The sequence below is a fragment of the Streptomyces sp. NPDC050732 genome, from assembly GCF_040654255.1.
Classification (GTDB): domain Bacteria; phylum Actinomycetota; class Actinomycetes; order Streptomycetales; family Streptomycetaceae; genus Streptomyces.
Map to the genome: position 1 here is coordinate 40,895 of NZ_JBFAHP010000048.1, position 20,937 is coordinate 61,831.

The following is a 20,937-nucleotide window of genomic DNA, read 5'->3' on the forward strand; positions in this document are numbered from 1 at the left end:
TCCGGATCCCTGACTGGCTACACCACCGTGGTGGGCCGTTGACGATCTAACGTGCCCTCGGCGCGCCCACCCGGCTGCTTCGCAACATGGCTCTCGCGCGCCGGGAGTGTCTTCCAGCAGCTGAGTGAGCCGGAGTGCGCTCTTTGGATTTTCATGTGACGGCGTAGAGCGAGTAGTGGCCAATCGCTTGAAAAGTGCGATCGAATCCGCACTGAAACGGTCAGATATGGCCTTTGTTTTGATAGGAGCGTTCAAGGCTCAGGCGCAGCGGACGGATTTCGTACGCCGGTGCGGCTTCGTACCCGTTAGTGACTCACTCGGATGGCTCAACGTCTGCGCGGGGCGCTAGGGTCGCGCCGAAGAGGTGGCCCCGGTCTCAGGCTGGAACCTATGACGGACCGGGGCCGCCTCACATTCTGATCAGTCGTCAATTCCTGTTGGAGGGAAAATTGACTGAGCACAACGTCGTCCGCGGCGCGGTAGCTTCCGGGACGATCCCGGACGGTAGCAATACCGGCCGGTATTACGCACGTGTCCGTGCCTTCGCTGTCACGCTGGGCCTGGCTCCGGTATTCGTGCTGATCCTGTCCCTTGCCCTGCCTCATGTGGGGAAGTGGCCTGTCGGGGCTTGTGTGGCCCTGGCTGGTGTTTCAGCGGTGGCAGCCCGCACTTCCACGATTCAGTTCCTCTGGGCACGCCTGGACTGACCCACGGGCCATGGCGGGTCGAGCTGCAGCCTGGCCCGCCATGGTGGACGGCAGAAGATGCGCAGCCACGGTTGTGGGGGCTGCGTCTGGCTTGGAGGGGAGGGATCGTGTTGACCGGTGGTCCGTCGAAGCCGACGACGTGCGCAGTATGCAGTGCTCCCTTGACGCAGAAGACAGGTGCGGGGCGCCGCCGCAGCTACTGCAGCACGGTATGCCGCCGTAGGGCGCAGCGGCAGAGGCAGGCGGGTGGGAAGCAGCCTGCCGAGCGGCAGGGTCCACTCGGGCAGGCGGTTGCCCTGGAGGTCCAGCGGCTGGCGCGGCAGCTCTTGGACGGCGAGGTGCGCAACGAGGACTTGGGAACGCTGCTGGAGCGTGCCGAGGTGATCCGTCGGGAGCTTGAAATTTACACGGCGGCTGCGGTGCAAGATGCCCGCCACCGCGGTGAGAAATGGGGGGCGGTTGGCCAGGCGGCACATGTGGCGCCAGAGACGGCCCGCTCCCGTTGGGGGCCGGAGCGGGTGGCCCGGATGATAGACCGGCACGCGAACGAGAAGCGGATAGCTCCCACCCGCCAGAGCAGTGGACGCCTTGCTCGGCATCCCGATGGCGAGGTGCCAAGGGGAGCTCTGTGGCCTGCCGAGGAGGCCAGCGGGATTCAAGACGCTAACTCGGTGGGGCAGCTGGCGTCCGCGCTGGCCCAGCTGCAGGCAGAGAGCCGTAAGAGCATTCGGGAGGTTGCGGACTTCACCCGACTCTCGCCGTCTTTTATTTCTCGCGTCCTGTCAGGGGACCGGCTTCCCTCCTGGGATCTGGTGTGTTCCCTTGCCGTGCTCTTCAAGTCGGATCCGGCCGACCTGCGGGTGCTGTTCGAGGCGGCCCACGGCATCACGGCTCCTCTGCGGCAGCCCGCTGTAGGAGCCATCGCGCAGCTGCACGCGGCTGTGCGCGGAATCTACCGGGCCGCGCACAGCCCCACGGCTGAGCAGATCGAGCTGCTCAGCCAGAAGGCGGTCAGCGCGTCCGCAGCCCGCCGCACCCTGGCCGGCATCGATGTCCCGGAGTGGAATGTGCTCGCTGCCTTGATCACGGCTCTGGGAGGGCAGCCGGCGGATATCAAACCGCTGTGGGAAGCGGTGCATTACGCCTTCCTCATGTGCGACGACCCGAGGCTTCCAGACGGCACCGCACACATCGCTGCACCCGGGGAGAGACAAGAATGACCTCTCCGCGAGAGCGCCGGACTGCCGTATCGGCAGCAGGAAGTCAGGACCGAGCCGGAGGTCCGTGCAGCAAGCAGATGCGGTCTCAGCGCACAGTACTGGCCGCCTTTGATGCCTTCCGGCAGCGTCATTACCAGCCGTATCTGGACTATGCCCTACTGCGGCTTGGCCGGGGGGAAGCCGCAGAGGCCACGATCGCCGCAGCCTTCACCGAACTGGCCGTGTCATGGCACCAGGTGCTGCGAAGTTCCGAACCGGCAGCGATCGCCTGGCGGATGCTGCACCAGCACATTGACCACGCGCTGGGTCATGCGAGGACTGACGTGTCGGCGTTGGGAGGTGTGGGAGCCCTTCAGCGGGACGCCCGTCTGCTGCGTGACCAGCTGCATCTCAGCTCCGAACGGACTGCGGAGGTAATGGGAATCACTGAATCTGATCTCGCCGGCCTGCTGGGGCCCGCCAGCCGCCCCAAGGGGTGATATTCCGCCGCTAGCTGGCCCCTCGCTGTGGTCGTGCGCCTACACTGAGTTGGCAGTGGTGCACGTCGCCAGGCGTGCCAGCGGCATCGGGGGCGGACATGGACTTTCCGTATGGTGTGGATGTCAACACGCCGAGCGTTGCCCGCATGTACGACAGTTTGCTGGGCGGGAAGGACAACTACCCTGCTGACCGTGCAGCCTGCGAGGCGCTGCTGGAGCATGTGCCCAGTATGCGCGAACTCGCCCTGAACAACCGCGAGTTCCTGCGCCGCGCCGTCCACACCCTGTCCTCCGAGTACGGAATACGCCAGTTCATCGACCACGGCTCGGGCCTGCCCACGCAGGAAAACGTGCACGAGATCGCCCAGCGCGTCGACCCCAGCAGCCGGGTGGTGTACATCGACAACGACCCCATCGTCCGCCGCATCGGCGGCCTCCTCCTTGAGCGCAACGCCAACACGGCCGTGCTGGAGGAAGACATGCGTGATACAGAGAGGATCTTTGCCAGCGACCCCGTGCGTCGTCTGATCGATCCAAGCGAGCCCGTCGCCGCGCTGTTCGTCTCAGTCCTGCACTGCATTCCCGACAGTGACCGGCCCGCCGAACTGATCGCCCGCGTCGCAGACAAGCTCCCACCCGGCAGCGCGATGGTGGTGTGCCAACTCGTCAGTGACTCGCCCCAAGTCCGCGGGTTCGTCACGGATTTCATGGCAGAGCAGACCCAAGGACACTGGGGGCGGGTCCGAGAGAAGAGCGACGTGACCGACTTCTGTGCCCCGCTGGACCTGGTCCACCCGGGCCTGGTGGAGGTCTCGACATGGCGGCCCCGCCACGACGACGTCCCCGCCCAGCAGACCTGGGAATGGGAAGAGTACGGCGGTGTCGGCTTCGTCAAGCGATGACTCGAGGGCGGACCCGCGCCTACCGCCAGTACCTCAACGCCTCCTCCAGCAGAGAACGGGTGTGCTGCGCGAGGGATGCGACAGCGCAGAGATTGTTGAGGACGGCGAGGTACCGCTCTGAGCTCGCTGGCTTCTCGTCGTAGACCGCCCCCTCGTACTGCTCGAGGTACACCATGTCGGGCAGGTACTCCGGCGTGAAGAACCGCAGATGGACGATGGGGTGCCCGATGGCACCGACCGCCCCGGCCTCCAGCGGCGCGATTCGCAGGTGGAGCTGGTACGGCAGTTCGGTCAGCAGATCCAACAAGTGCTGCACCTGCCGGTACATCACTCCGGGCGACCCCACCTGGCGTCGGAGCACCTCGGAGTCCATCACCGCCAGCAATACGGGCGGGTCCGTCTGCCGACGCAGCATCTGCAGTCTCAGCAGCCGAAGTCGCGCCCGCTCCTCAACCTCCTTCGCCGGGGCGGTGGGGTGCGCAGCACGGATCACGGTCTGTGCGTACTCTGTGGTCTGCAGCCAGCCCGGCACCAGCTGCGGTTCGTAGGAGATGATGCGACGGGCAGCGGGTTCCATGCCAAGAAGCGGCCGCAGGTAGGGCGCTGCCGCGTGTGCAAGGGGCTGCCACGCGTCCGGCTGGGCCGCCTCGTGCACCAGCACCGCGATGCGCTCACACTCGCGCCGATCCGCCACTCCGTACAGCTGTAGCAGCTGTTCGATGTCCCCTTGCTTGAGCGCGGCCAGGCCGGTCTCCATACGGCTCAGCGTCGACTCGGACGCACCGATATGTCCGGCTGCCAGCCGGGATGCGACGCCGGCATGGTCGCGGCAGCGCCGCAGATGCCCAGCCAGAGCCTTGCGATGCGCGCCCGGCCCCCATTGCGGGCGGTGCGGGAACCTAAGAATTGACGGCGCCATCCGCTCGGCTGCCATACCGAAATCTCCCCTTCGAATTCTCCCCAAGGGCGAGTATGGCAGCGCGAGCTGGGCATGTCAGGAACTAGCCAAAGGGTAGCCCTAGGTTACTAGAGGGCGAAATCGAATTCTCCGCCTTTGGCCCCCTCGAGGAACGCTGCGATCTCATTTGGCGTGTAGATCAGCGCTGGCCCTTCGGGGAAGCGCGAGTTGCGGACCGCGACCTCCCCGCTCTCCAGCTTGGCGACTTCTACGCAATTTCCGTTCCCTCCACTACTCATGGCCTTGCGCCACGAGACGCCCTCGATCGTGCTTGCGTCCATGCCGTTGTGTACCTGCTGCATCTGCCTCACCACATCTTTCCCGGCCCCCTGCCGACCGAACGTCGTCGGTCGGCACCAGCGTCGGCCGCGAGTGCGAATTCTCGTGCCCTGCAATTGCAGGACCCCGCTTGCAGTAACGAGCACGAGGCCGCGATAGTGACGGTAGAGACGGCACGGCGCGTCAAGCGCACGGCAACGCTCCCGGGGGACAGATCATGACGCCATATCGCTACGGCGCCCTCAGACAGCCGCAGCCCGTCCAGCCCTGGCGGCCACAAGCGCCGCTGTTCCTAGGCGAGCCACTGGCGACCACGGCGAATATGGCCGTCGACACCGGGCTCGGCAGCACCCCCTTCGCCGCCCGGAGCATCCCCGCCACCACCGACTGCTGCTACATCGCCCGGCAGTTCACTCGCAGCGCCCTACAGCGTTGGAACCTGCAGGCGATCAGCGACGACACCGTGCAGATCGCCTCCGAACTCGTCGCCAACGCCATCCGCCATGGCCACGCGCGCCTCGCCTCGGATGCCAGGCAGACAGGGGTGTGGCTTGCACTCGCTCCCCGCCCTCGCACACTCCTTTGTGTCGTACGGGACCCAAGCCGTCGCCGGCCCTTCCTCGCGCCGCCGCCGCCGCTGGCTGAACGCAACCGCGGCCTGCCCATCGTCAAGGCGCTCGCCACCAGTTGGGGATGGACTACCGACGCCCAGTCCCACGGCAAAGCCGTCTGGGCACGTGTAGCGCTTCGCGGCTTTGAAGGAAGATCACATCCGGAGTGATGGGTGGAGCTAGAGCGTGTCTCTTTGATGGGTTGCTCAGTTGATCGGATGTGTCTGTCCGATTAGTGATCACTGATGCGATTTGGACCCGGATCGAGCCGTTGGTGCCGGCCGATCCGGTCCGTGGACGACGGTGGGCCGACCACCGTCGGACTCTGGAAGCCATCGCGTGGAAGTACCGCACCTGTTCACCCTGGCGCGACCTGCCAGAAGAGCTCAGACTCTTTCAGACCGCGCACAAGCGCCTGATCAGGTGGGCCATGGACGGCATATGGGAACGGATCCTCGCGGCAGTCCTGGCAGTGGCGGATGCCGATGACGACGTGAGCTACATGGTCTCGGTGGACTCCACCGTCTGCCGGGCTCACCAGCATTCGGCCGGAGCCAGGAAAAGGGGTCGCCCGGCCAGTCCGAGCCCGAGGATCACGCGCTCGGACGCTCCCGCGGTGGCTTGAGCACGAAGGTCCATCTAGTGCTCTGACCGGGAAGGTTCGCCGGGTTGGTGGTTGGAGCGGTTGGATGGGCAGTGATGTCCGTCGGATCGCTGGGAGGTGTGGTGTCCGAGCCTGTGCGGGTGCCCAGACTGACAGATCAGCAAGGGCAGAAACTGCAGCAGACCGTGCGCCGAGGCAGTACCAGTTCGGTGCGCTATCGCCGGGCGATGATGCTGCTGGCGTCCGCCTGCGGAAACCGGGTCCCGGTGATCGCGTAGCTGGTCCAGGCCGACGAGGACACGGTGCGGGAGGTGATCCACCGGTTCAACGAGATCGGTCTGGCCTGTCTGGACCCTCAGTAAGCGGGAGGCCGTCCCCGCCTGCTCAGTCCTGACGACGAGGACTTCGTCGTCGCGACGGCCACCACCCGCCCGACCAAGCTCGGCCAGCCCTTCACCCGCTGGTCGGTCCGCAAACTTGCCGGCCACCTACGACGCGTGCAGGGTCGCGTGACCGGGATCGGCCGCGAGGCGTTACGGTGCCTGCTCGCCCGCCGCGGCATCACCTTCCAGCACACCAAGACCTGGAAGGAATCACCCGACCCCGAGCGCGACGCCAAGCTCGACCGGATCGAGCACGTCCTGGAGCGGTTCCCGGACCGGGTGTTCGCGTTCGACGAGTTCCGCCCGCTCAATATCCGCCCCACCAGCGGTTCCGGCTGGGCCCCTGCCAGCCACCCCGAGCGGCACCCCGCGACCTACCATCGCACCCACGGAGTCCGCTACTTCCACGGCTGCTACTCGATCGCGACGACACCCTGTGGGGCGTCAACCGCCGCAAGAAGGGCGCCGCGAACGCCCTGGCGGCGCTGAGGTCGATCCGCGCGGTCCGCCCGGACAGCGCGCCGATCTACGTCATCTTGGACAACTTGTCCGCCCACAAGAGCGAGACGGTCCGGCGCTGGGCCAGGAGGAACCGGGTCGAGCTGTGCTTCACGCCCACCTACGCATCCTGGGCTAACCCGATCGAGGCCCACCGCAGCCACCCCACCCAGGCCCGGGCTTTGCACGCCTACCTGCGCTGGCGCAACAAGAACGCCGACACCCCGACGTGCTGGCCGCCCAGCGCAAGGAGCGTGCCCGGATCCGCAGTGAGAAGGGCCTCCGCTGGGGCGGACGCCCACTCAGCACAGCATCCTGACCCAACTGGTGTTGCTATCCGGTTGGATCTCTAATCGTCAAACTCGAAGCCCGAAGTCTCCGCCCGGGCGATGATGTCGCGGACTGCCTCGGGGCTCGTGATGACTGATTCAACGGCCGTTTTGAGAAGCGCGAGGTCGCTCGGACTCCCCACCGCGCAGAACATGCCGGCCTCGCTGTCGAAGCCGAGGCGCTCGGCCAAGTCTGGCCAGGCAAACCGCACGAGACCTTCCCAGAAGTATCCGTTCGGCTCGTGTTCTGCATCGACCACTGCGGCATCAACAGCCAGGCCACCGACATCCATCGTCAGCGAGTGTTCGCCGTCGAAGTCATGAAGCTTGATGGTCACGGCCGCGATCCTCTCACGCCTGGCCCACGAGCCGTCCACTCCCTCCAGAGGCTCATCCGCTCACGACCCCGGTGAACCTTTCCGGTCACAGCACTAGCCAGTGACAGCCGGGCGCGGCCTCTGTCCATCCACGTCACCGCGGGACAGGCCGGTGACGCGCCAGCCTTCGAGGCGGTCATGGCCGGGATCCGGATCCCGCGGAGCGGGCTCGGCAGGCCAAGAACGCGCCCCGCGGTCGTCCCTGCAGATCGCGCCTACTCTTCCCGCGCGATTCGTGGGCATCTCCATCGACGCGGCATCCGCGCCGTCATCCCGCAGTCCGCCGACCAGATCGGCCATCACCTGCGGAGAGGCCGCGCCGGCGGCCGCCCGCCCACCTTCGACGCCGAGACATACAAGGAGCGCAATGCCGTCGAGCGGTGTATCGCCCAGCTCAGGCAGTGGCGTGGCCTTGCCATGCGGACGGACAAGCTCGCCATCGCCTACCAGGCCGCCCTCCACTTTGCTGCCATCCTCATCTGGGCCCGGCGCTGAGCAAGGCATCCGAAGGATTCATCAGGCCGCCCCGCGGACGATGAGCCGGTTCCGCTCTCCGTCAAAGATGCCGGCCAGGGCGTCGGCCTCCTGCCGGCGCCCGGCGAAGAGGCCCCTCTGGTCGACGTGCACGGTCAAGACATCGTGGCTGTCGATCACCTCAGAGATGCCCCGGGTATCGATCGTGTCCGACCACGCGTCCAGGTTCCGGCCGAACCACTCTGGCAGCCCACACGGCTCGCTCACCGCGTCCCAGAAGTCGTTGAGTGTCTCGATCAGCCGACCTCGCAGGTCAACGACCAGCTTTTTGTCCGTCACCGCAGCAGACTAGCCAGCCCCACCACGAGAAGCACCGGTCAAAGAGACAAACTCCAGGTCGACGGGCAGGTTCGAGAGCCAGTACTTGACCGGCTCCTCGGCCCCTTTGGCACCGCCGAGCCAGCTGAAGGGCTCACGCTCGGTGCTCGGACGTGGCACGGCAGTACTCCAACACCTTGAGCAAGGTGGGCAACTGCCAGATCGGGGTCAGCGTCCACGCTGCCTCCGACACCGCCTCCTGCCCACTGGCCTGGCCCCTGTTTGTGCCACAGAGCTGGGACGGGGTGGCCGGCCGTGAACCGGCACGTCGACTTCCTACGCGAGGCCGGTGTCACCGCACGTGACTATGAGACCCACCCCCACCGGTCCGAAGCCATAATCAACGTCGCAATGATCGACCTCATGAGTCGACGACTCACCAGCGAATCCGCTCCGAACTGGCGCGACACCTGAATCTCGAACCAGACAACCCCGCCGGGATGAAACGCTCTTTTACCCACTCCTTCGCCGTGGGCAGGCGTCGAAGGTGGGCGTCAGTTCCTGTCGGGCAGCAGGTACGAGCGGCGCTCGTCGGTGCTGAGTTCCCGGAAGGCCCGTTGGCGGGTGCGGCGCAGCAGGCCGTCGATGTCGGGATCGGCCATCGTCCAGACGCGTACGGTGCGGTCGCGGGAGGCGGTCGCCAGCCGTGAGCCGTCCGGGTGCCAGGCGAGGCCGCTCACCCGGTCGGCGTGGATGCCGAGTACCGCGGTCTGGGTGGCGCTGTCCGGATCCCAGAGTCGGACAGTGCGGTCCTGGGACACGGATGCGATGTGGGTGCCGTCGGGCGACCAGGCGACGTCCTGGACCCGGTCCTCGTGTCCGGCCATGACGGCGAGTTCGGTGCCGTCGAAGGGGTCCCACAGCCGGATCGTGCGGTCGCGGGAGCCGGTGACGAGGCGGCGGCCGTCGGGTGACCAATGGACCTTCCAGACGTAGTCCAGGTGACCGCGCAGGGTGCTGACGGCAGTGCCGTCGGTGGTGTCCCAGACGATGGCGGTGCGGTCCGTGCTGGACGTGACGAGATAACGGCTCTCCGGTGACCAGGCCGTACCGCAGACCCAGTCCTCGTGGCCCCGCAGGATGTGGACGGCCGCACCGGTGGCGGCGTCCCAGACGCGGGCCGTGCCGTCGCGGGATCCGGTGGCGATGCGGGTGCCGTCAGGGGACCAGGAGACGTGGGACAGTGCCTCGGTGTGGCCTGCCAGGTTGATGTCTTCGTCGCTGCCGTCCTGCCGACACACGACGGCCTCACCGTCGCGCAGGGCGATGACCAGGCGGGTGCCGTCAGGGGACCAGGCCGTATCGGACGCCTCACCGCCGTGCCACCCTCCGGTCGTACGGCCGGAGGCGAAGTCCCGGATGCTCAGGGAGCCGTCCTGGTGGACGGAGGCGATGGATGTCCCGTCGGGCGACCAGGCGACGCGGAGTACCGCGCCATCGTGGCCGCCGAAGACGTTGGTGGTTTCGGTGACGTTCCACACGGCCGCGGTCCGGTCGCGGGAGGCGGTCGCCAGCCGCTGCCCGTCGGGCGACCAGGCGATGCCGTAGATGGTGTCGGCGTGCCCGGTGAGCCGGTCCTCGCCCGCAACCCCATCAACGCTCCAGACCCAGGCCGTACGGTCCGCGTCACCACCGGCGAGGCGCGTGCCGTCCGGCGACCAGGCCAGGGAGTTGATGACCTCCGGGCTCTCCAGTGTCCGCCGTACTCGCCAGCTGCCGGTGTCCCAGATCCGTATGGTGCGGTCACCGGAGGCTGAAGCGAGCCGGGCACCGTCCGGCGACCAGCGGACCGACTCGATGTTGTTCTCGTGGTCGGTGAGTACGGTGACGGCAGCCGCGGTGGCCGCTGTGGCCACCGTCCAAACCCGTATCGTGCCGTCTTCTCCGCCACTGGCCACGTGTTGTCCGTCAGGTGACCACGTCACGCTCCACACCATGCGCCGGTGCCCGCGCAGCACTGCGGATTCGGCGTAGGTGTCGGCGTCCCAGATCCGCACGGCGCAGTCGCTGCCGACCGAGGCGAGGTAGCTGCCGTCGGGCGACCAGGCGACACCGCCGACTCCCTCCTCCCGGTCTCCGGTCGCCTCCGTGTGGCGCAGGACGGCCAGTTCGGCCCAGGTGTCGCAGGACCAGACGCGCACGGTGGTGTCCCGGCAGCCGGCCGCAAGCCTGCGTCCGTCGGGGGACCAGGCCACCCCCTGCATCCAGGCGCCGTCCCCCGCGAGCACCACCGGCTGGTCGTCGCGGTCTGGACGCCACACCCGTACGGTGCCGTCGTCGCTGGACACGGCCAGCCGCAGCCCGTCCGGCGACCAGGCCACCCCGGACGCGCCGCGTTCGAAGCCGCGCAGCACGGCTCGCAGCCGTGAGGCGCCCAGGGCCGTGTGCAGCGCCTGGACCGCGCCGGGTGTGGCCGCGCACTCCTCGACTGCCGCAAGGGCGGCGAGCACGGCGGTCTCCGGCTCCGTGTCGAGGCTTTCGAGGGCCCGGACGGCCACCGCGTCCGCGGCACGCTCCATCGTCGCCCGGTCCGCCCGTAGCGAGCAGTCCACAAACTCCTCGACCAGTGGCGTCGCGCCGACCGTCCGCGAGGACTGCGCCAGCCACCGCCGGGCGACAGAGAGCCGCTCCCCGGTGAGGAGATAGGCGTCCTGGCGTTCGGCGTGGTCCCAGTCCTGCGCCCGGCGTTCCAGCTCGGTGCGGCGGCGCAGGTCCTCGGTCCGGGCGACGACCGCTTGGCGCAGCGGCGCCCACTGGCGGAACAACGCCTCGTGGGCCACGTCCAGGACGCCCCCGTCGCCGCCGGTCAGCAGGCGTCCGGCGACAAAGGCGTCGGCGACCTCCTGCTCCCGCGGGGTGAGGTCGGCACGGTGGACCCGGCGGCGGGTGGCTTCGTTGCGGTCGATGGTGACGAACCGCAACAGGGTGGGGATCACGGGTGCGTCCGCCAGCTCGCCGGTGATCTGGTCGGCGCGCTCGGACAGGGCCCCGGCGACACCGCCGAGGGCTCGGTACGCCTCCTCGGTCACCGTTCCGCCGGAGCCTCCGGCGCGCAGGTACAGCTCTTGGAGGGTATAGGCGAGCAGCGGCAGCGCGTCGCCTCCGCCGCATTCGTCGACCATGCGGGCCACGACGCCAGGTGCGAAGGAAAGCCCGGCCTGCTCGGCGGGCTTCTCGATGACCTCATACAGCGCGTCCCGGGCGAGTGGGCCGACGACGACCGGGTTACGCACCAGCTCGGCGAAACCGGACTCCAGGAAGCCGGTGAGGAAGTCCGAGCGCAAGGTGGCCACCAACCACAGCCGCGAGTCACGCCGCAACGCGTCGCGTACAGCGGTGCGGAACGCTTCCCGCTCCTCGCGACCGGACAGGGTGAGCAACTCCTCCAGCTGGTCGATCACCAGCAACGCCGGCCGCCCGTCCGGCAGTTGAGCCAGCTGCCGTTGCAGGGTGCCGGCCGGGTCCTCGCCGGCCGAGAACGGTGGAGCGACCGCCCAGCGCCCCCGCCGCCGGGCCAGCGCCGGCAGCAGCCCGGCCCGCACCAACGACGACTTTCCGCTCCCCGACGGCCCGACCACGGTCACAAACCGCTGTGCCCGTCCTGGCACCGCCGGATGCAGCCGCCCCACCAGCTCGGCGATCTCCCGGTCCCGCCCGAAAAATACGGCCGCGTCGTCCTCCGTGAAAGCCTCAAGTCCCGGGTACGGCGGCTGGGCCCTGTTCCACACCCGGCGTACCGGCGTCGGCCGGTCGAGGAGGTGCAGCGCGACCTGGCCCCCGACCAGCAGCACCAGCGCGACACCGACCAACGGCACCGACCAGTCCCGCAACAGCCGCAGCGCGAGCGGCACATGGTCCGACTGGCCGGTCGCGTAGTTCGTCGCGATACCCAACAGGGCCCCGACCACCATGAGCAGGACATCGACCATGAGCTTGAGGGGGCGCCGATCCATAGATCAACAACTTAGCTGCCCGCGAGCCCCAGACGATCAGATCCTCATAACAACCCGGGACCCCTGCATGCCCACTGCGCCCAAGAACCACAGCTCAGCAGGCTCCAGGTCCTTCACCGCCCCTCAGCACACAACCGACGCCGCTGCACGGCCCCGCGCAGGCCCCGTTGCAACGCTCAGCTGTATCCCCCTCGTTGTCCGCCGGAGTCACCGATGGTGCAAGTGCTGCGCCACGGCCAGGAGAAGGAGCACGGGCAGCAGCCGGCGTAGGCGTCTGGGGCCAGCACGCACAGCTGGGCAGGTCGGTGTCAGCTCGCGTATTCGAGGCTCAATCCTCCGCCGCCAGCGCTAACTTGACGGGCATGTCGATGCCTCCGGACCCGCCCACCCCGTCGGGCGTCAGTCTCTGGCGGCGGCTGCGGAATCGGATGGGCGCGCGATCTTTCCTTAACCAGGCAGCGCACTGGCTCCTCACTGGAGCCCCCTGGTGGCTGCTGACCTTCGGGCTGCTGTATGTGGCAGGGGGCACGTTCCTCGGATGGCGGGCAGCGTACGAAATTCTCGTCGGACTGACGGCTCCAGGCCAGAGCGGGAACTCGGCTTTCGCCTATGTGTTGAGCCTGTCCGGTTGGCTGCTCGTGCCTGCGATCATCGGTGGCGCCGCGGGCTACTTTCTGGGCCGCCAGATTGATGCTCGACGGCCGCTGTCAGAAGAGGAGGTCCACGAGCGGGTAGCAAACCCGGAGCAGCCCGCGACGCCGGAACCCGGCCGCGACAAGGGCCTCCGCATCCGCTCGCTCGTCGAGCTGGAGGCCGAGGGTGGGGAAGGGCGCCGATTTGTCGAGCAGTACGTCAACGGCCCCCACGCCAGGAACCGCGAGATGGCTGAGGAGCACTGGAGCACCACCGTTGAGTTCGTCGCGGACAACTGGGCGCGGCTTGAAGGCCTCACGCCCGCGGTAGCCGCAGCTGAGGCGGAACGGCTCGCGCGTGCAGCCGCATTCAACGCAGCCCAGTTGGACCGGTGCTTCGTGTGCGATCAAAACCGCCGCGTGTAGCGCTGACCGCTACGGTGGTCTCATGGCGCCCACGGAGTCGGCCGACCGGGTCGTCGAGCGGATGCTCGGCACCTCATTCCCGGAGGCCTCCTACAGCGTGATCCAAGACGCCGCTCGTGCCACAGCGGATGTCGCACTGCGCCGTGAGCCAACGGAAGCTGATGCGCAAGCCTTTGCGGCCCGCTTCCGGGGTCAACTCCTGCCCGTCGAGGAACCTCCTATCGCGACGCCCCGCTCCGGGAGCACCCGTGAGCGCCGCCCCGACTCCAGGCGGCGCCCATGGTCGCCGTTCCGACGGCGCAGGGAGGAGGACGAACGGCGCGAGGCCCGCCGACAGGAAGCCTTGATCGCGGCTGGTCAGCGTCGCATGGAACTGTTGTCCCGGGCTATGAACGACCCCGACCTCGCAGAGACCGTGTTCCTTGGCGATGCTGGCCTCGGGGCACCCATGACACCAGAGCGCCGTCGCCAGTTCCTCTACGTGCGGGCGGTGTACGAAAACATGGTCCTGTCGTGGGCCACCGGCGCCGTGCCGTGGAAGGACCTGTTCGTGCAGGTGCGGGCCTTCCTGCAAAATCCCGTCGTACGGGACTACTGGTATGCCACCCGCGGTGAGCGGGCCGGCCTGGCGGCCGACAGCCCGGAGGCAGAAGTAGCCCACATGATTGACAGCCTGGTCCAAGATCTCGAGGAAGCCGAATTCGACGAGTGGTGGATCGTTGGGCGGCCCCCCGGCGAGCAGGACTTCTGACCGCAAGATCATCATCTCGGCCAAAGACGGCGCGTGCCCCACAACGCGCCACTCTCGGGCACGGATTACACGGGGTGCCAGGATGCAATGATGCCCGCCGTAAGCAATTCATCACTACCTTCACCCGACACTTGATAACCTTCCCCTTTTAGCCTGCTGCGTGGAGTTCCCGGCCTTCCCGGCTCGTCGCGCAAGTGAGAACCGCTTTACTCGCTATGGCTATCGCCCCAAGTGTGATCGGGGCCGCATCACCGGAAATTGCCCCTGCAATGCATGCGCAGATCCCGCCCGCGAAAACTATGGCGGAGAAATTCCTTACCTCTGACTGCGTCACCCATTGGCGTCCTCGGTCGCGGCACCTGAGCTGCTCCCTCTCGTGCCACGTACCTGAGAGTGTCAGTCGGGTCGGGGGTGTTGATTCATCGGTCGCTCCGTGCAAGCTTAAGCTTCGCGTAGTCGAAAATGAACTGTATAGCGAACCATACTGCGAAGGTAGAAATTGTGGAGTAAGCGATATAGGAGGCCGACTTGCCGAGAATCAGGCACAGAACTACTACGAGTACGCACACGCCAACGCCAACCAGTGCCGCATGCCGAGCGACCTCCACCGTTGCACTGTCATTCTTCATACGTTTCACCGTCCCAAGGTGAGGGTGTGGCGCCACCCTTGACCGTGGCGCCACACCGGGCAGCATGAGAGGTTACTTTCCGGGATCCAGCGTGTATTTGTACGGGTTGAAGCAGGAGTGCAGCTGACTCAACTCGTGCTTCAACTCGCCATCGTTCGGTTCGTCCCCGACCACTGACTTGTAGACGTAGCAGTAGAGCCCGAACCGCGTGGGCTTCACCTTCTTGACTATCTCCTTGCCCTCACCGAGAACTGCTTTACCTGCCTTCTTCGCCCAGTCCGGAACCGGCGGTTTCCAGAACAGGCCACTGGGATCGATGCGGTTGACGGGGTCACCCGCGGCGTAGAGGTAGGGATTCTGTTCCTGGCCGGAGGGGTCGGGGCTGTTGAAGCGGCCGATGTTGGGGTCGTAGTAACGGGCCCCGTAGTGGTAGAGGCCAGTGGGGTCCTGGTAGCCGCCGGCGAACCGGTAGGGCTGGGCGACCTTTTCGCTGCTCGCCGTCCGGGTGACGCTTCGGGGACTGTAGGAGTACTCGTTGACCTTTGCACCGGATTCGTCCGCCACCGCGACGACGGAGCCGAGTGCGTCGGTGAGGTAGAAGTACGTCTTCCGGTCCCGGGTCATGGAGTTCAGAGTTCCCCCGGGCTCGCGGTTGAAGCCCGTGTCCACACCGGCCGTTGAGGTCGCCGACAGGCCGAGCGGTCCGTTGTGGAAGTAGGTGTCGCCGAGCTTAGGTACTGCCCAAGTCGAAGCCCAGCTCCTAGGGCAGGTACTCCCGTCGGATACCGGCGTGCAGGACGGACAAGGTCCCGCACAGGACCTGCCGGTCCGGGCACCTGCGGTCTGTGCCCTCGACCAGCCTCCGAACAGGCTCAGGCGGCAACGGCTCCATTAGCGACCACGGTTCGTCCGACACGATCCACGGACGCGACTGACGATCCCCCATAGCCAGAACAACAAGCCAACCAGCCAACAGTCACTTGATCGATCACTTTCATTAGAGCCAGTTAAGCGTGGATCCAGACGGAAAAGCACTCAGCAGAGAAAGCCTCGCAACTAGACCTGAGGGCTTCCCTCCTGTGTCTAATCGGTGGCACCCATCACCTTTGAGTCACGACTACCGAAGTGGAATGCCACACAGTCAAGTGAGGAGAACCATTCCGCATCCGCGCATAGCCGAGTGCCAGATTCAGTCAATCAAGGACTGGAACAAGACTTCTTCGCGGCACCCAGGAAAGAGGATTCTATACACATGCCACTATCCCCGCTAGTAACCCTCTGGCCACAGGAGATGCATCGATGCGCCACCCTAGATGCGCCGCGACATTTGCGGCAGCCGTAGTCCTTGCACCGTTCTTCACCGCCACTGCACCCGTGGCGGTGGCTAGCAACGACCCCGCCGTCGATGCACCAGCTATCGGAGACTTCGTAGAACTCACCGACCGCTATCTCGAACAACGAGCCGACGCGGTGACTGTCAAGTCGTCGCAGGTGGACGCACGGTTCCAGGAAGGGGCGATGGCAGTTCCGACTACTGATGGTCTGCGCCAAAAGCTGGCGGCGGAGTATCAACAACTCGCCGCCCTCGCGGCCGAGTACAAGGAGCTTGACGGCGGATACGTCGATGCCGCAGTGACCGTCACGCCACAAGGCCCTTTCTCCCAGACAGAAACGACAGTCCGGCTGCAGGTCACTGAGGACACGAAGCTCTACCACCCGACTGCCGACGTCGCCGCCGGAGCTCCGGAGGCCGAAGAATACAGCATCAACCACACTCTGACGTTCAACCGTGATGACGCCGGCACCTGGCGGCTGGCCTCCGACCTCGCCGATACCGGCTCAATGCCACCCAGTACATACATGGCCGAACCTCGGTTAGACCTAGAAATTCCAGGGGAGGACAGTGGCACGCCAGACGAACCCGAAGACGATAAAACCGAGATGTCTTCGCCGACCGGCGAGTCGACACCAGGAGGAGAATCAAAACCGGCCCAGGCGCTGGCTGGATACAGCTACGACAAGATGGCCGCGTATGCCAACAAGTACTGGAAGAACAACAACGACGCCTACCGTAGATACGGCAACGACTGCACTAACTTCATATCGCAAGCTATGCGTGCGGGCGGCTGGAAATACAACGGAGACCGCCGCAGGCACAATTCGAGTTGGTTCTACGGCTCAACCTCCACGATATATACAAGTTACACCTGGGCCGGGGCCGAAAATTGGTACTGGTTCGCCAAGAAGTGGTCCAAGAGAACTCGCATCCTTCCCTACGTGCAAGACCTTGCAAAGGCTGATGTCCTACAAGCCGATTTCGACAGAAACAACAACATAAACCACACCATGATCGTCACCAAGGGCTGGCGCAGCAATTCCTACCTCAGCTATCACACGCCGAACGTGCACAACAGGAGCCTCAAGAAGATCCTTCGCAAGTACCCCCGAGCCTGGTGGTATGCCCACCGCACCTGAGAAGCTGACAGCCGGCCGACTTGGAGGCGCCATGCGCAAGCAACACATACTCGTAGCAACAGCGTTGCTCCTTACCGCGGGCTGCGGCTCTGCCGACGCCGGGGGTACCTCTGATGGCGGTGGTAACTCCGCTAGCAGCTCTCCGCCCTCGGGTGCCCCAACTGCAGTCAAGCGCTACGTCGAAGCCCTCAATGACCGTGACATGAAAGCCCTCCTGAAAGTGGGAGACGCCCCGAACGAGCCGTGGTCGCGGAAGCAGGCAGATAAAATCATGCGATCCAAGGGCGGCAAGGGCCTGACCATCACCAAAGCGCCCATTCAGTACGATCAAATGGGGGATTACATGGGCAGGGTCGCCCTAACAGCCTCTGCCAGTGAAGGGCGTCCGTTGCGGGAGACAGTGGATCTGGTATACGAGAAGAGCCACTGGCACGTCGTTCTGTTCGAGTGGCCTGGCAACAAAGAAACTTCGAGATCGTAGGACATGCGCGCCAGGCTTCATAGAACCAGGCGGAGCGACGGTCACATGATCGACAACTTTTGTTAGACGCGGTAAAGCCGAGGAAGCGGAGGCCTCTCGGCACCTAGCACAGGATCCCCGGTTAGCGAAACCGGGGATCCTCCGCACTATTGGTGCTCCACCGCCACTCCCTGGCCATCGCATCGAAAGGCAGCATCACGACGACAGCCCACAACTCCACACTCCACTTGGGCCGATGCCGTAGCGGGAGATCTCTATGCCGAGGCATAGCTGAGGCGCAGAAGGTCACCGGCGCGCTCCAGGTCGCGCTCCGTCCGCAGCTGCAGCTCCAGGTCACCCGTGCCGTGGTGGCCGAGCCCTGTCACGTCCCGGGTGAAGCCGGGGACGAGGTCGACCTCCTTCGGGTCGGCCTTGAGGTAGACGAGGATCTTGGTCTGCTGGGGCGGGCAGACGCTGGCGAAGTTCCTCAGCCGTCGGTAGGCGCGGTACTGCTTGCGCTGTACCCGGGTGACGCCGTCCCCGAGTCCGACCAGGACCTCGTCGACCGCCTGGGCCAGCTCGGCCATCGCACCGCCCTGCTTCCGGGGCGGCTGCGCCCCGGCCGCTCGTCGGCGTACCCGCTTGACCGGAGCCGAGTGCCCCGTGACCGAGGCCACGGTCTCCAGGCCGAAGTGGTCGCTGCCGAAGTACCGGTAGCGGACCAGGTCGATCGAGCGCCGGTGCTCGCGCACGGCGTGCGCGTCGTAGCGGGTGAAGTCGCCGGCCACACAGATCAGCCGGGGTGCGCTCCACAGGATCTGGGACGCGGCTGCCACTCCGAGACGGTCGCGGACCAGGTTCCGGAAGGCGTCCTTGTGGTTGGTCAGCCAGGCCATGTAGTAGAGGCCCTGGTTGATCACGCCTGCGTCGGTGCCGCGCTTGTACTCGACGATCACGGGTGCCCCGTTCTCGTCGAGGCCCAGCGAGTCGATCCGCCCGCCATCGACACAGTCGATGACGTACTCGCTCGCCAGGAACCTGACGCCCAGCATCGTCTCCATGTGCGCCTCGACGAGATCCTGCACATCCGCCTCCACCGCAGCCAGACGCGGCACGACCTCACTCACCTCACCAGCCGTCTTGAACAGCTTCAGACCCACCACTCCCCCTCCATGATCACGGTGCCAGAGGGGAACGTCACCGAGTCCGGGCATATTTCCGCGACCTAAGCAGTCTTGAAGGGAACCGAAGAGCCTCACATGCACAGCCAGAACAACGGGACCTCGAAAACGGACGCCCAGTACAGCCCCTCGCACATCCGCGCCACCTGGGGCGGAACCGGCAGCGTCGAGGACGCCTCCCGAGCCTTCGGGTTCTCCAGGGCGAAGGGCTACGAACTAGTTCGCCGCGGGGAGTTCCCATGCCGTGTGCTGCGCATCGGCCGCAGCACACGCGTCGTCACCGCCTCCTTGCTCCGCGTCCTTGACAGTGGCGAGCCGGAGTACAGCAATGCCCACGCCTGACGCCTGACGCCTCACCAAAAGCCCCGCCGCCATTGCGGTGGGGCTTTTGCGTGCTGCTGGATCCCCCCACCTGCGCATCCCCATCGTCACGAACGACTGGGTTGCGGAGAACACTGTAGGGCGGCCTGAAGGAGCCACTCCACGCAGTCGCCTACTGTGTCTGCCGCTTCACAAATCCCAGACCCTGCGCATCGAGCGCATCCACGAAGCCCCCATCCACGAGACCGCATGGACCATGGCGGCGTACGAGACTCCGGTCTCCGACCGTATGTGGGTTCTCACCGCGACCGGCGCCACTCCTGCCCCCGTGCTGCAGGAACTGCTGGACCACCTCACTGATGGCCACGGCTGGGACACAGCCCTCGGCGCCCCGTTGGACGAAAAGAGCATCGCCGCCGCCACGCAGCCCCTCTCCGACGGCGGGTGGAACACACCGTGGACGGGCGATGGATCCGCTGGACATCCCCCGCGGCAGACGCGGGATTCCAGTTCGATGCCTTCGCCGCCCAGCACTCAAACCAGACCCTCGCGACCTGGAGCGTCTGGGCCGGCCCCAACCCTGACCACCCCACCTGGGCCCTCACCGCATCCCCGTACACCCCCAGCTCGCTACTCGCCAACCTCGCTGAGAACCTCACCCACGCAACCGGCACCCGCCAGAGGCAGACGACCAGCCGCGAACGCAGGACGAGCCCCGACACCGCCCCGTCGGTCATCCCGGCAGTCCCAGCCAGCCCCGCGGCCGGCCGTACACACTGATCGCTGGCAGTCAGGGCGCCGCACCGCCTCAGCGGAGTCCCCTCGGCGGCATAGGCGGTCAGATGCGGCGGTTGGCAGGACCGCCGAGTGCCACCACCATTGCTTAATTGGGTTTACTACTGTGCGTTTGGGACCGGAGCGGGGAGTGCAGCCGAGCCCCGTGCGTGCGGCGAGCGCCCGTCGCGACCTGGCTAGGTTCGGATTAACGGCAAGAAGCGCGGACCACCCCCGCGGGCGCGGAGAGCACGGCGAGAGCGGCAAGGCGTTCGGCGTGTTCGAGGGACCATTTCCGCAGGCGCGGGGAGCACGCCTCGCGGATGATCTGGTCGAACTTTCGCGTGGGGCCATCCCCGCAGGCGCGGGGATGGCCCCTCCGGCGGAGGACCGCCACCGGCCGGCGCCTTCGGCCGGCGAACAAACTTGGCACGCACCGGGTTACGCACCAGCCGTCGGTCATCGACAGCCGCCTCAAGAACATTCGAAAGGACCGTCAAGATCTGGCGGCTATAGAGCGACGAGCATTCTGCCTCAAGTACCCTCCAGCGTGGCGACAGGCCAGACTTCCGCGGCCGAGCGAAGACCCGGGCTGGTGCGAACTGCGGCGCCTGCGAAGCACGTCTGCCGCGGTATGACCTCTCGCCCCGCTCACCTGTCTGTCCCTGGCCTGGCCCAGATCATCGTGGAATCCGCGGACGCGGAGACCGCGCTTGCCGTGGCCTACCGCCTGATCGCCCGGCACCGGCCCCTCAGACCCGTACCGGGTACCCGGCGAGGAAGGCGTCCGCGTACGGATGTCCGGCGACGCGGCGCCTCTCGTCCGCGAGGAGCACGGCGAGCTGTGACAGCGGGCGGCCCGTACGCCTGGCGGGTCCAGCCCCAGGCGACCCTCATCCGGGCCCGGCAGCAGCGGAACACCATCCACCCGCCCCACCGCCCTGGCCTGACCAGCACCACCTCCCCAAGCGGTCTACCCCGCGGGCACGGATTGAGGCTGTCGGCGCACACCCAGCGCGGGGCCACCGCCGATCATCTGGTGGTGCGCCTGGCGCAGTACCGCAAGGGGCCCGTACACGCTGTGCGTGTACGGGCCCCTTGATCGAGCGCCGGGCAGGCCTTGCACCTGCATTTCC

The 20,937-nt window shown here is 66.5% G+C and carries 16 protein-coding genes and 7 pseudogenes; 16 read left to right on the forward strand and 7 right to left on the reverse strand.

The genetic code is table 11. From position 1 onward, the window contains the following. Positions 1 to 1,045 precede the first annotated feature (1,045 nt). The 3 genes from AB0H82_RS32850 (at position 1,046) to AB0H82_RS32860 (ending at position 3,308) form a co-directional block, all read left to right on the forward strand. Positions 1,046 to 1,927, forward strand: a complete 882-nt coding sequence (locus AB0H82_RS32850) for a helix-turn-helix transcriptional regulator (RefSeq protein ID WP_362999165.1) — start codon at positions 1,046 to 1,048, stop codon at positions 1,925 to 1,927. Positions 1,928 to 2,004: 77 nt separating this feature from the next. Further along, positions 2,005 to 2,406 (forward strand): hypothetical protein, encoded by a 402-nt coding sequence (locus AB0H82_RS32855; protein ID WP_362999166.1) that lies wholly within the window; start codon positions 2,005 to 2,007, stop codon positions 2,404 to 2,406. Positions 2,407 to 2,504: 98 nt separating this feature from the next. Further along, a complete protein-coding gene (locus AB0H82_RS32860) occupies positions 2,505 to 3,308 on the forward strand; it encodes an SAM-dependent methyltransferase (protein WP_362999167.1) in 804 nt (267 codons plus the stop codon). Between the two features lie 19 nt (positions 3,309 to 3,327). Here AB0H82_RS32860 and AB0H82_RS32865 read toward each other — a convergent pair whose 3' ends face one another. Then, positions 3,328 to 4,242: a helix-turn-helix transcriptional regulator gene (locus AB0H82_RS32865; protein ID WP_362999168.1), complete on the reverse strand. Its 915-nt coding sequence runs from the start codon at positions 4,240 to 4,242 to the stop codon at positions 3,328 to 3,330. 92 nt (positions 4,243 to 4,334) lie between these two features. Further along, positions 4,335 to 4,568: a DUF397 domain-containing protein gene (locus tag AB0H82_RS32870; RefSeq protein ID WP_362999169.1), complete on the reverse strand. Its 234-nt coding sequence runs from the start codon at positions 4,566 to 4,568 to the stop codon at positions 4,335 to 4,337. Between the two features lie 299 nt (positions 4,569 to 4,867). Between AB0H82_RS32870 and AB0H82_RS32875 the strand changes: the two genes are divergently transcribed. The 3 genes and pseudogenes from AB0H82_RS32875 (at position 4,868) to AB0H82_RS32885 (ending at position 6,960) form a co-directional block, all read left to right on the forward strand. Continuing rightward, complete coding sequence (locus tag AB0H82_RS32875; RefSeq protein WP_362999170.1) at positions 4,868 to 5,326, forward strand: ATP-binding protein; 459 nt, start codon at positions 4,868 to 4,870, stop codon at positions 5,324 to 5,326. A 50-nt stretch (positions 5,327 to 5,376) separates the two neighbouring features. After that, positions 5,377 to 5,801 (forward strand): annotated as a pseudogene (locus tag AB0H82_RS32880) (IS5 family transposase); the annotation flags it as partial. Positions 5,802 to 6,038: 237 nt separating this feature from the next. After that, positions 6,039 to 6,960, forward strand: a pseudogene (locus AB0H82_RS32885) (IS630 family transposase). Between the two features lie 30 nt (positions 6,961 to 6,990). Here AB0H82_RS32885 and AB0H82_RS32890 read toward each other — a convergent pair. Then, entirely contained in the window at positions 6,991 to 7,308 is a 318-nt protein-coding gene (locus tag AB0H82_RS32890; protein ID WP_362999171.1) for an Imm51 family immunity protein, read from the reverse strand. 93 nt (positions 7,309 to 7,401) lie between these two features. On the opposite strand from AB0H82_RS32890, the pseudogene AB0H82_RS32895 reads away from it, so the two are divergent. After that, positions 7,402 to 7,842, forward strand: a pseudogene (locus AB0H82_RS32895) (transposase); the annotation flags it as partial. A gap of 21 nt (positions 7,843 to 7,863) precedes the next feature. Here the strand turns inward: AB0H82_RS32895 and AB0H82_RS32900 are convergent. Then, on the reverse strand, positions 7,864 to 8,160 hold the full coding sequence (locus AB0H82_RS32900) for a barstar family protein (RefSeq protein ID WP_362999172.1): 297 nt from the start codon (positions 8,158 to 8,160) through the stop codon (positions 7,864 to 7,866). A 152-nt stretch (positions 8,161 to 8,312) separates the two neighbouring features. Between AB0H82_RS32900 and AB0H82_RS32905 the strand changes: the two are divergent. Together AB0H82_RS32905 and AB0H82_RS32910 are read left to right on the forward strand one after the other, a co-directional pair. Continuing rightward, positions 8,313 to 8,477: pseudogene (locus AB0H82_RS32905) on the forward strand (transposase); the annotation flags it as partial. Between the two features lie 19 nt (positions 8,478 to 8,496). Next, positions 8,497 to 8,613: pseudogene (locus tag AB0H82_RS32910) on the forward strand (IS5/IS1182 family transposase); the annotation flags it as partial. Positions 8,614 to 8,693: 80 nt separating this feature from the next. Here AB0H82_RS32910 and AB0H82_RS32915 read toward each other — a convergent pair. Next, the gene (locus tag AB0H82_RS32915) at positions 8,694 to 12,152 is read right to left on the reverse strand and encodes a WD40 repeat domain-containing protein (protein WP_362999173.1); all 3,459 of its coding nucleotides are present in this window, start codon (positions 12,150 to 12,152) and stop codon (positions 8,694 to 8,696) included. A 362-nt stretch (positions 12,153 to 12,514) separates the two neighbouring features. Here AB0H82_RS32915 and AB0H82_RS32920 point away from each other — a divergent pair, with 362 nt between their 5' ends. Together AB0H82_RS32920 and AB0H82_RS32925 are read left to right on the forward strand one after the other, a co-directional pair. Beyond that, complete coding sequence (locus AB0H82_RS32920) at positions 12,515 to 13,210, forward strand: DUF6313 family protein (RefSeq protein ID WP_362999174.1); 696 nt, start codon at positions 12,515 to 12,517, stop codon at positions 13,208 to 13,210. A 22-nt stretch (positions 13,211 to 13,232) separates the two neighbouring features. Continuing rightward, positions 13,233 to 13,961, forward strand: coding sequence for a DUF6082 family protein (locus AB0H82_RS32925; RefSeq protein ID WP_362999175.1), 729 nt, complete (start codon positions 13,233 to 13,235; stop codon positions 13,959 to 13,961). Between the two features lie 701 nt (positions 13,962 to 14,662). Here AB0H82_RS32925 and AB0H82_RS32930 read toward each other — a convergent pair. Further along, a pseudogene (locus tag AB0H82_RS32930) lies at positions 14,663 to 15,322 on the reverse strand (RHS repeat-associated core domain-containing protein); the annotation flags it as partial. 567 nt (positions 15,323 to 15,889) lie between these two features. Here AB0H82_RS32930 and AB0H82_RS32935 point away from each other — a divergent pair. Together AB0H82_RS32935 and AB0H82_RS32940 are read left to right on the forward strand one after the other, a co-directional pair. Beyond that, complete coding sequence (locus tag AB0H82_RS32935; protein WP_362999176.1) at positions 15,890 to 17,065, forward strand: amidase domain-containing protein; 1,176 nt, start codon at positions 15,890 to 15,892, stop codon at positions 17,063 to 17,065. A gap of 31 nt (positions 17,066 to 17,096) precedes the next feature. After that, positions 17,097 to 17,546 (forward strand): hypothetical protein, encoded by a 450-nt coding sequence (locus AB0H82_RS32940; protein ID WP_362999177.1) that lies wholly within the window; start codon positions 17,097 to 17,099, stop codon positions 17,544 to 17,546. A gap of 254 nt (positions 17,547 to 17,800) precedes the next feature. Here the strand turns inward: AB0H82_RS32940 and AB0H82_RS32945 are convergent, their stop codons facing one another. After that, positions 17,801 to 18,688, reverse strand: coding sequence for an endonuclease NucS domain-containing protein (locus AB0H82_RS32945; RefSeq protein WP_362999178.1), 888 nt, complete (start codon positions 18,686 to 18,688; stop codon positions 17,801 to 17,803). A 96-nt stretch (positions 18,689 to 18,784) separates the two neighbouring features. Between AB0H82_RS32945 and AB0H82_RS32950 the strand changes: the two genes are divergently transcribed. The 3 genes and pseudogenes from AB0H82_RS32950 to AB0H82_RS32960 all read left to right on the forward strand — a co-directional run bounded on the left by AB0H82_RS32950 (position 18,785) and on the right by AB0H82_RS32960 (position 19,807). Beyond that, positions 18,785 to 19,048, forward strand: coding sequence for a helix-turn-helix domain-containing protein (locus tag AB0H82_RS32950; protein WP_362999179.1), 264 nt, complete (start codon positions 18,785 to 18,787; stop codon positions 19,046 to 19,048). A 235-nt stretch (positions 19,049 to 19,283) separates the two neighbouring features. Next, positions 19,284 to 19,337, forward strand: a pseudogene (locus tag AB0H82_RS32955) (hypothetical protein); the annotation flags it as partial. A 146-nt stretch (positions 19,338 to 19,483) separates the two neighbouring features. Beyond that, the gene (locus tag AB0H82_RS32960; RefSeq protein WP_362999180.1) at positions 19,484 to 19,807 is read left to right on the forward strand and encodes a DUF317 domain-containing protein; all 324 of its coding nucleotides are present in this window, start codon (positions 19,484 to 19,486) and stop codon (positions 19,805 to 19,807) included. The last annotated feature ends 1,130 nt before the right edge of the window (positions 19,808 to 20,937 follow it).

Coding starts and splice junctions, on each gene's coding strand:
- AB0H82_RS32855 (WP_362999166.1), top strand. CDS start 2,005: ATGCGGTCTCAGCGCACAGTACTGGCCGCCTTTGATGCCTTCCGGCAG.
- AB0H82_RS32860 (WP_362999167.1), top strand. CDS start 2,505: ATGGACTTTCCGTATGGTGTGGATGTCAACACGCCGAGCGTTGCCCGC.
- AB0H82_RS32865 (WP_362999168.1), bottom strand. CDS start 4,242: ATGGCAGCCGAGCGGATGGCGCCGTCAATTCTTAGGTTCCCGCACCGC.
- AB0H82_RS32870 (WP_362999169.1), bottom strand. CDS start 4,568: ATGCAGCAGGTACACAACGGCATGGACGCAAGCACGATCGAGGGCGTC.
- AB0H82_RS32875 (WP_362999170.1), top strand. CDS start 4,868: ATGGCCGTCGACACCGGGCTCGGCAGCACCCCCTTCGCCGCCCGGAGC.
- AB0H82_RS32915 (WP_362999173.1), bottom strand. CDS start 12,152: ATGGATCGGCGCCCCCTCAAGCTCATGGTCGATGTCCTGCTCATGGTG.
- AB0H82_RS32920 (WP_362999174.1), top strand. CDS start 12,515: ATGTCGATGCCTCCGGACCCGCCCACCCCGTCGGGCGTCAGTCTCTGG.
- AB0H82_RS32925 (WP_362999175.1), top strand. CDS start 13,233: ATGGCGCCCACGGAGTCGGCCGACCGGGTCGTCGAGCGGATGCTCGGC.
- AB0H82_RS32935 (WP_362999176.1), top strand. CDS start 15,890: ATGCGCCACCCTAGATGCGCCGCGACATTTGCGGCAGCCGTAGTCCTT.
- AB0H82_RS32940 (WP_362999177.1), top strand. CDS start 17,097: ATGCGCAAGCAACACATACTCGTAGCAACAGCGTTGCTCCTTACCGCG.
- AB0H82_RS32950 (WP_362999179.1), top strand. CDS start 18,785: ATGCACAGCCAGAACAACGGGACCTCGAAAACGGACGCCCAGTACAGC.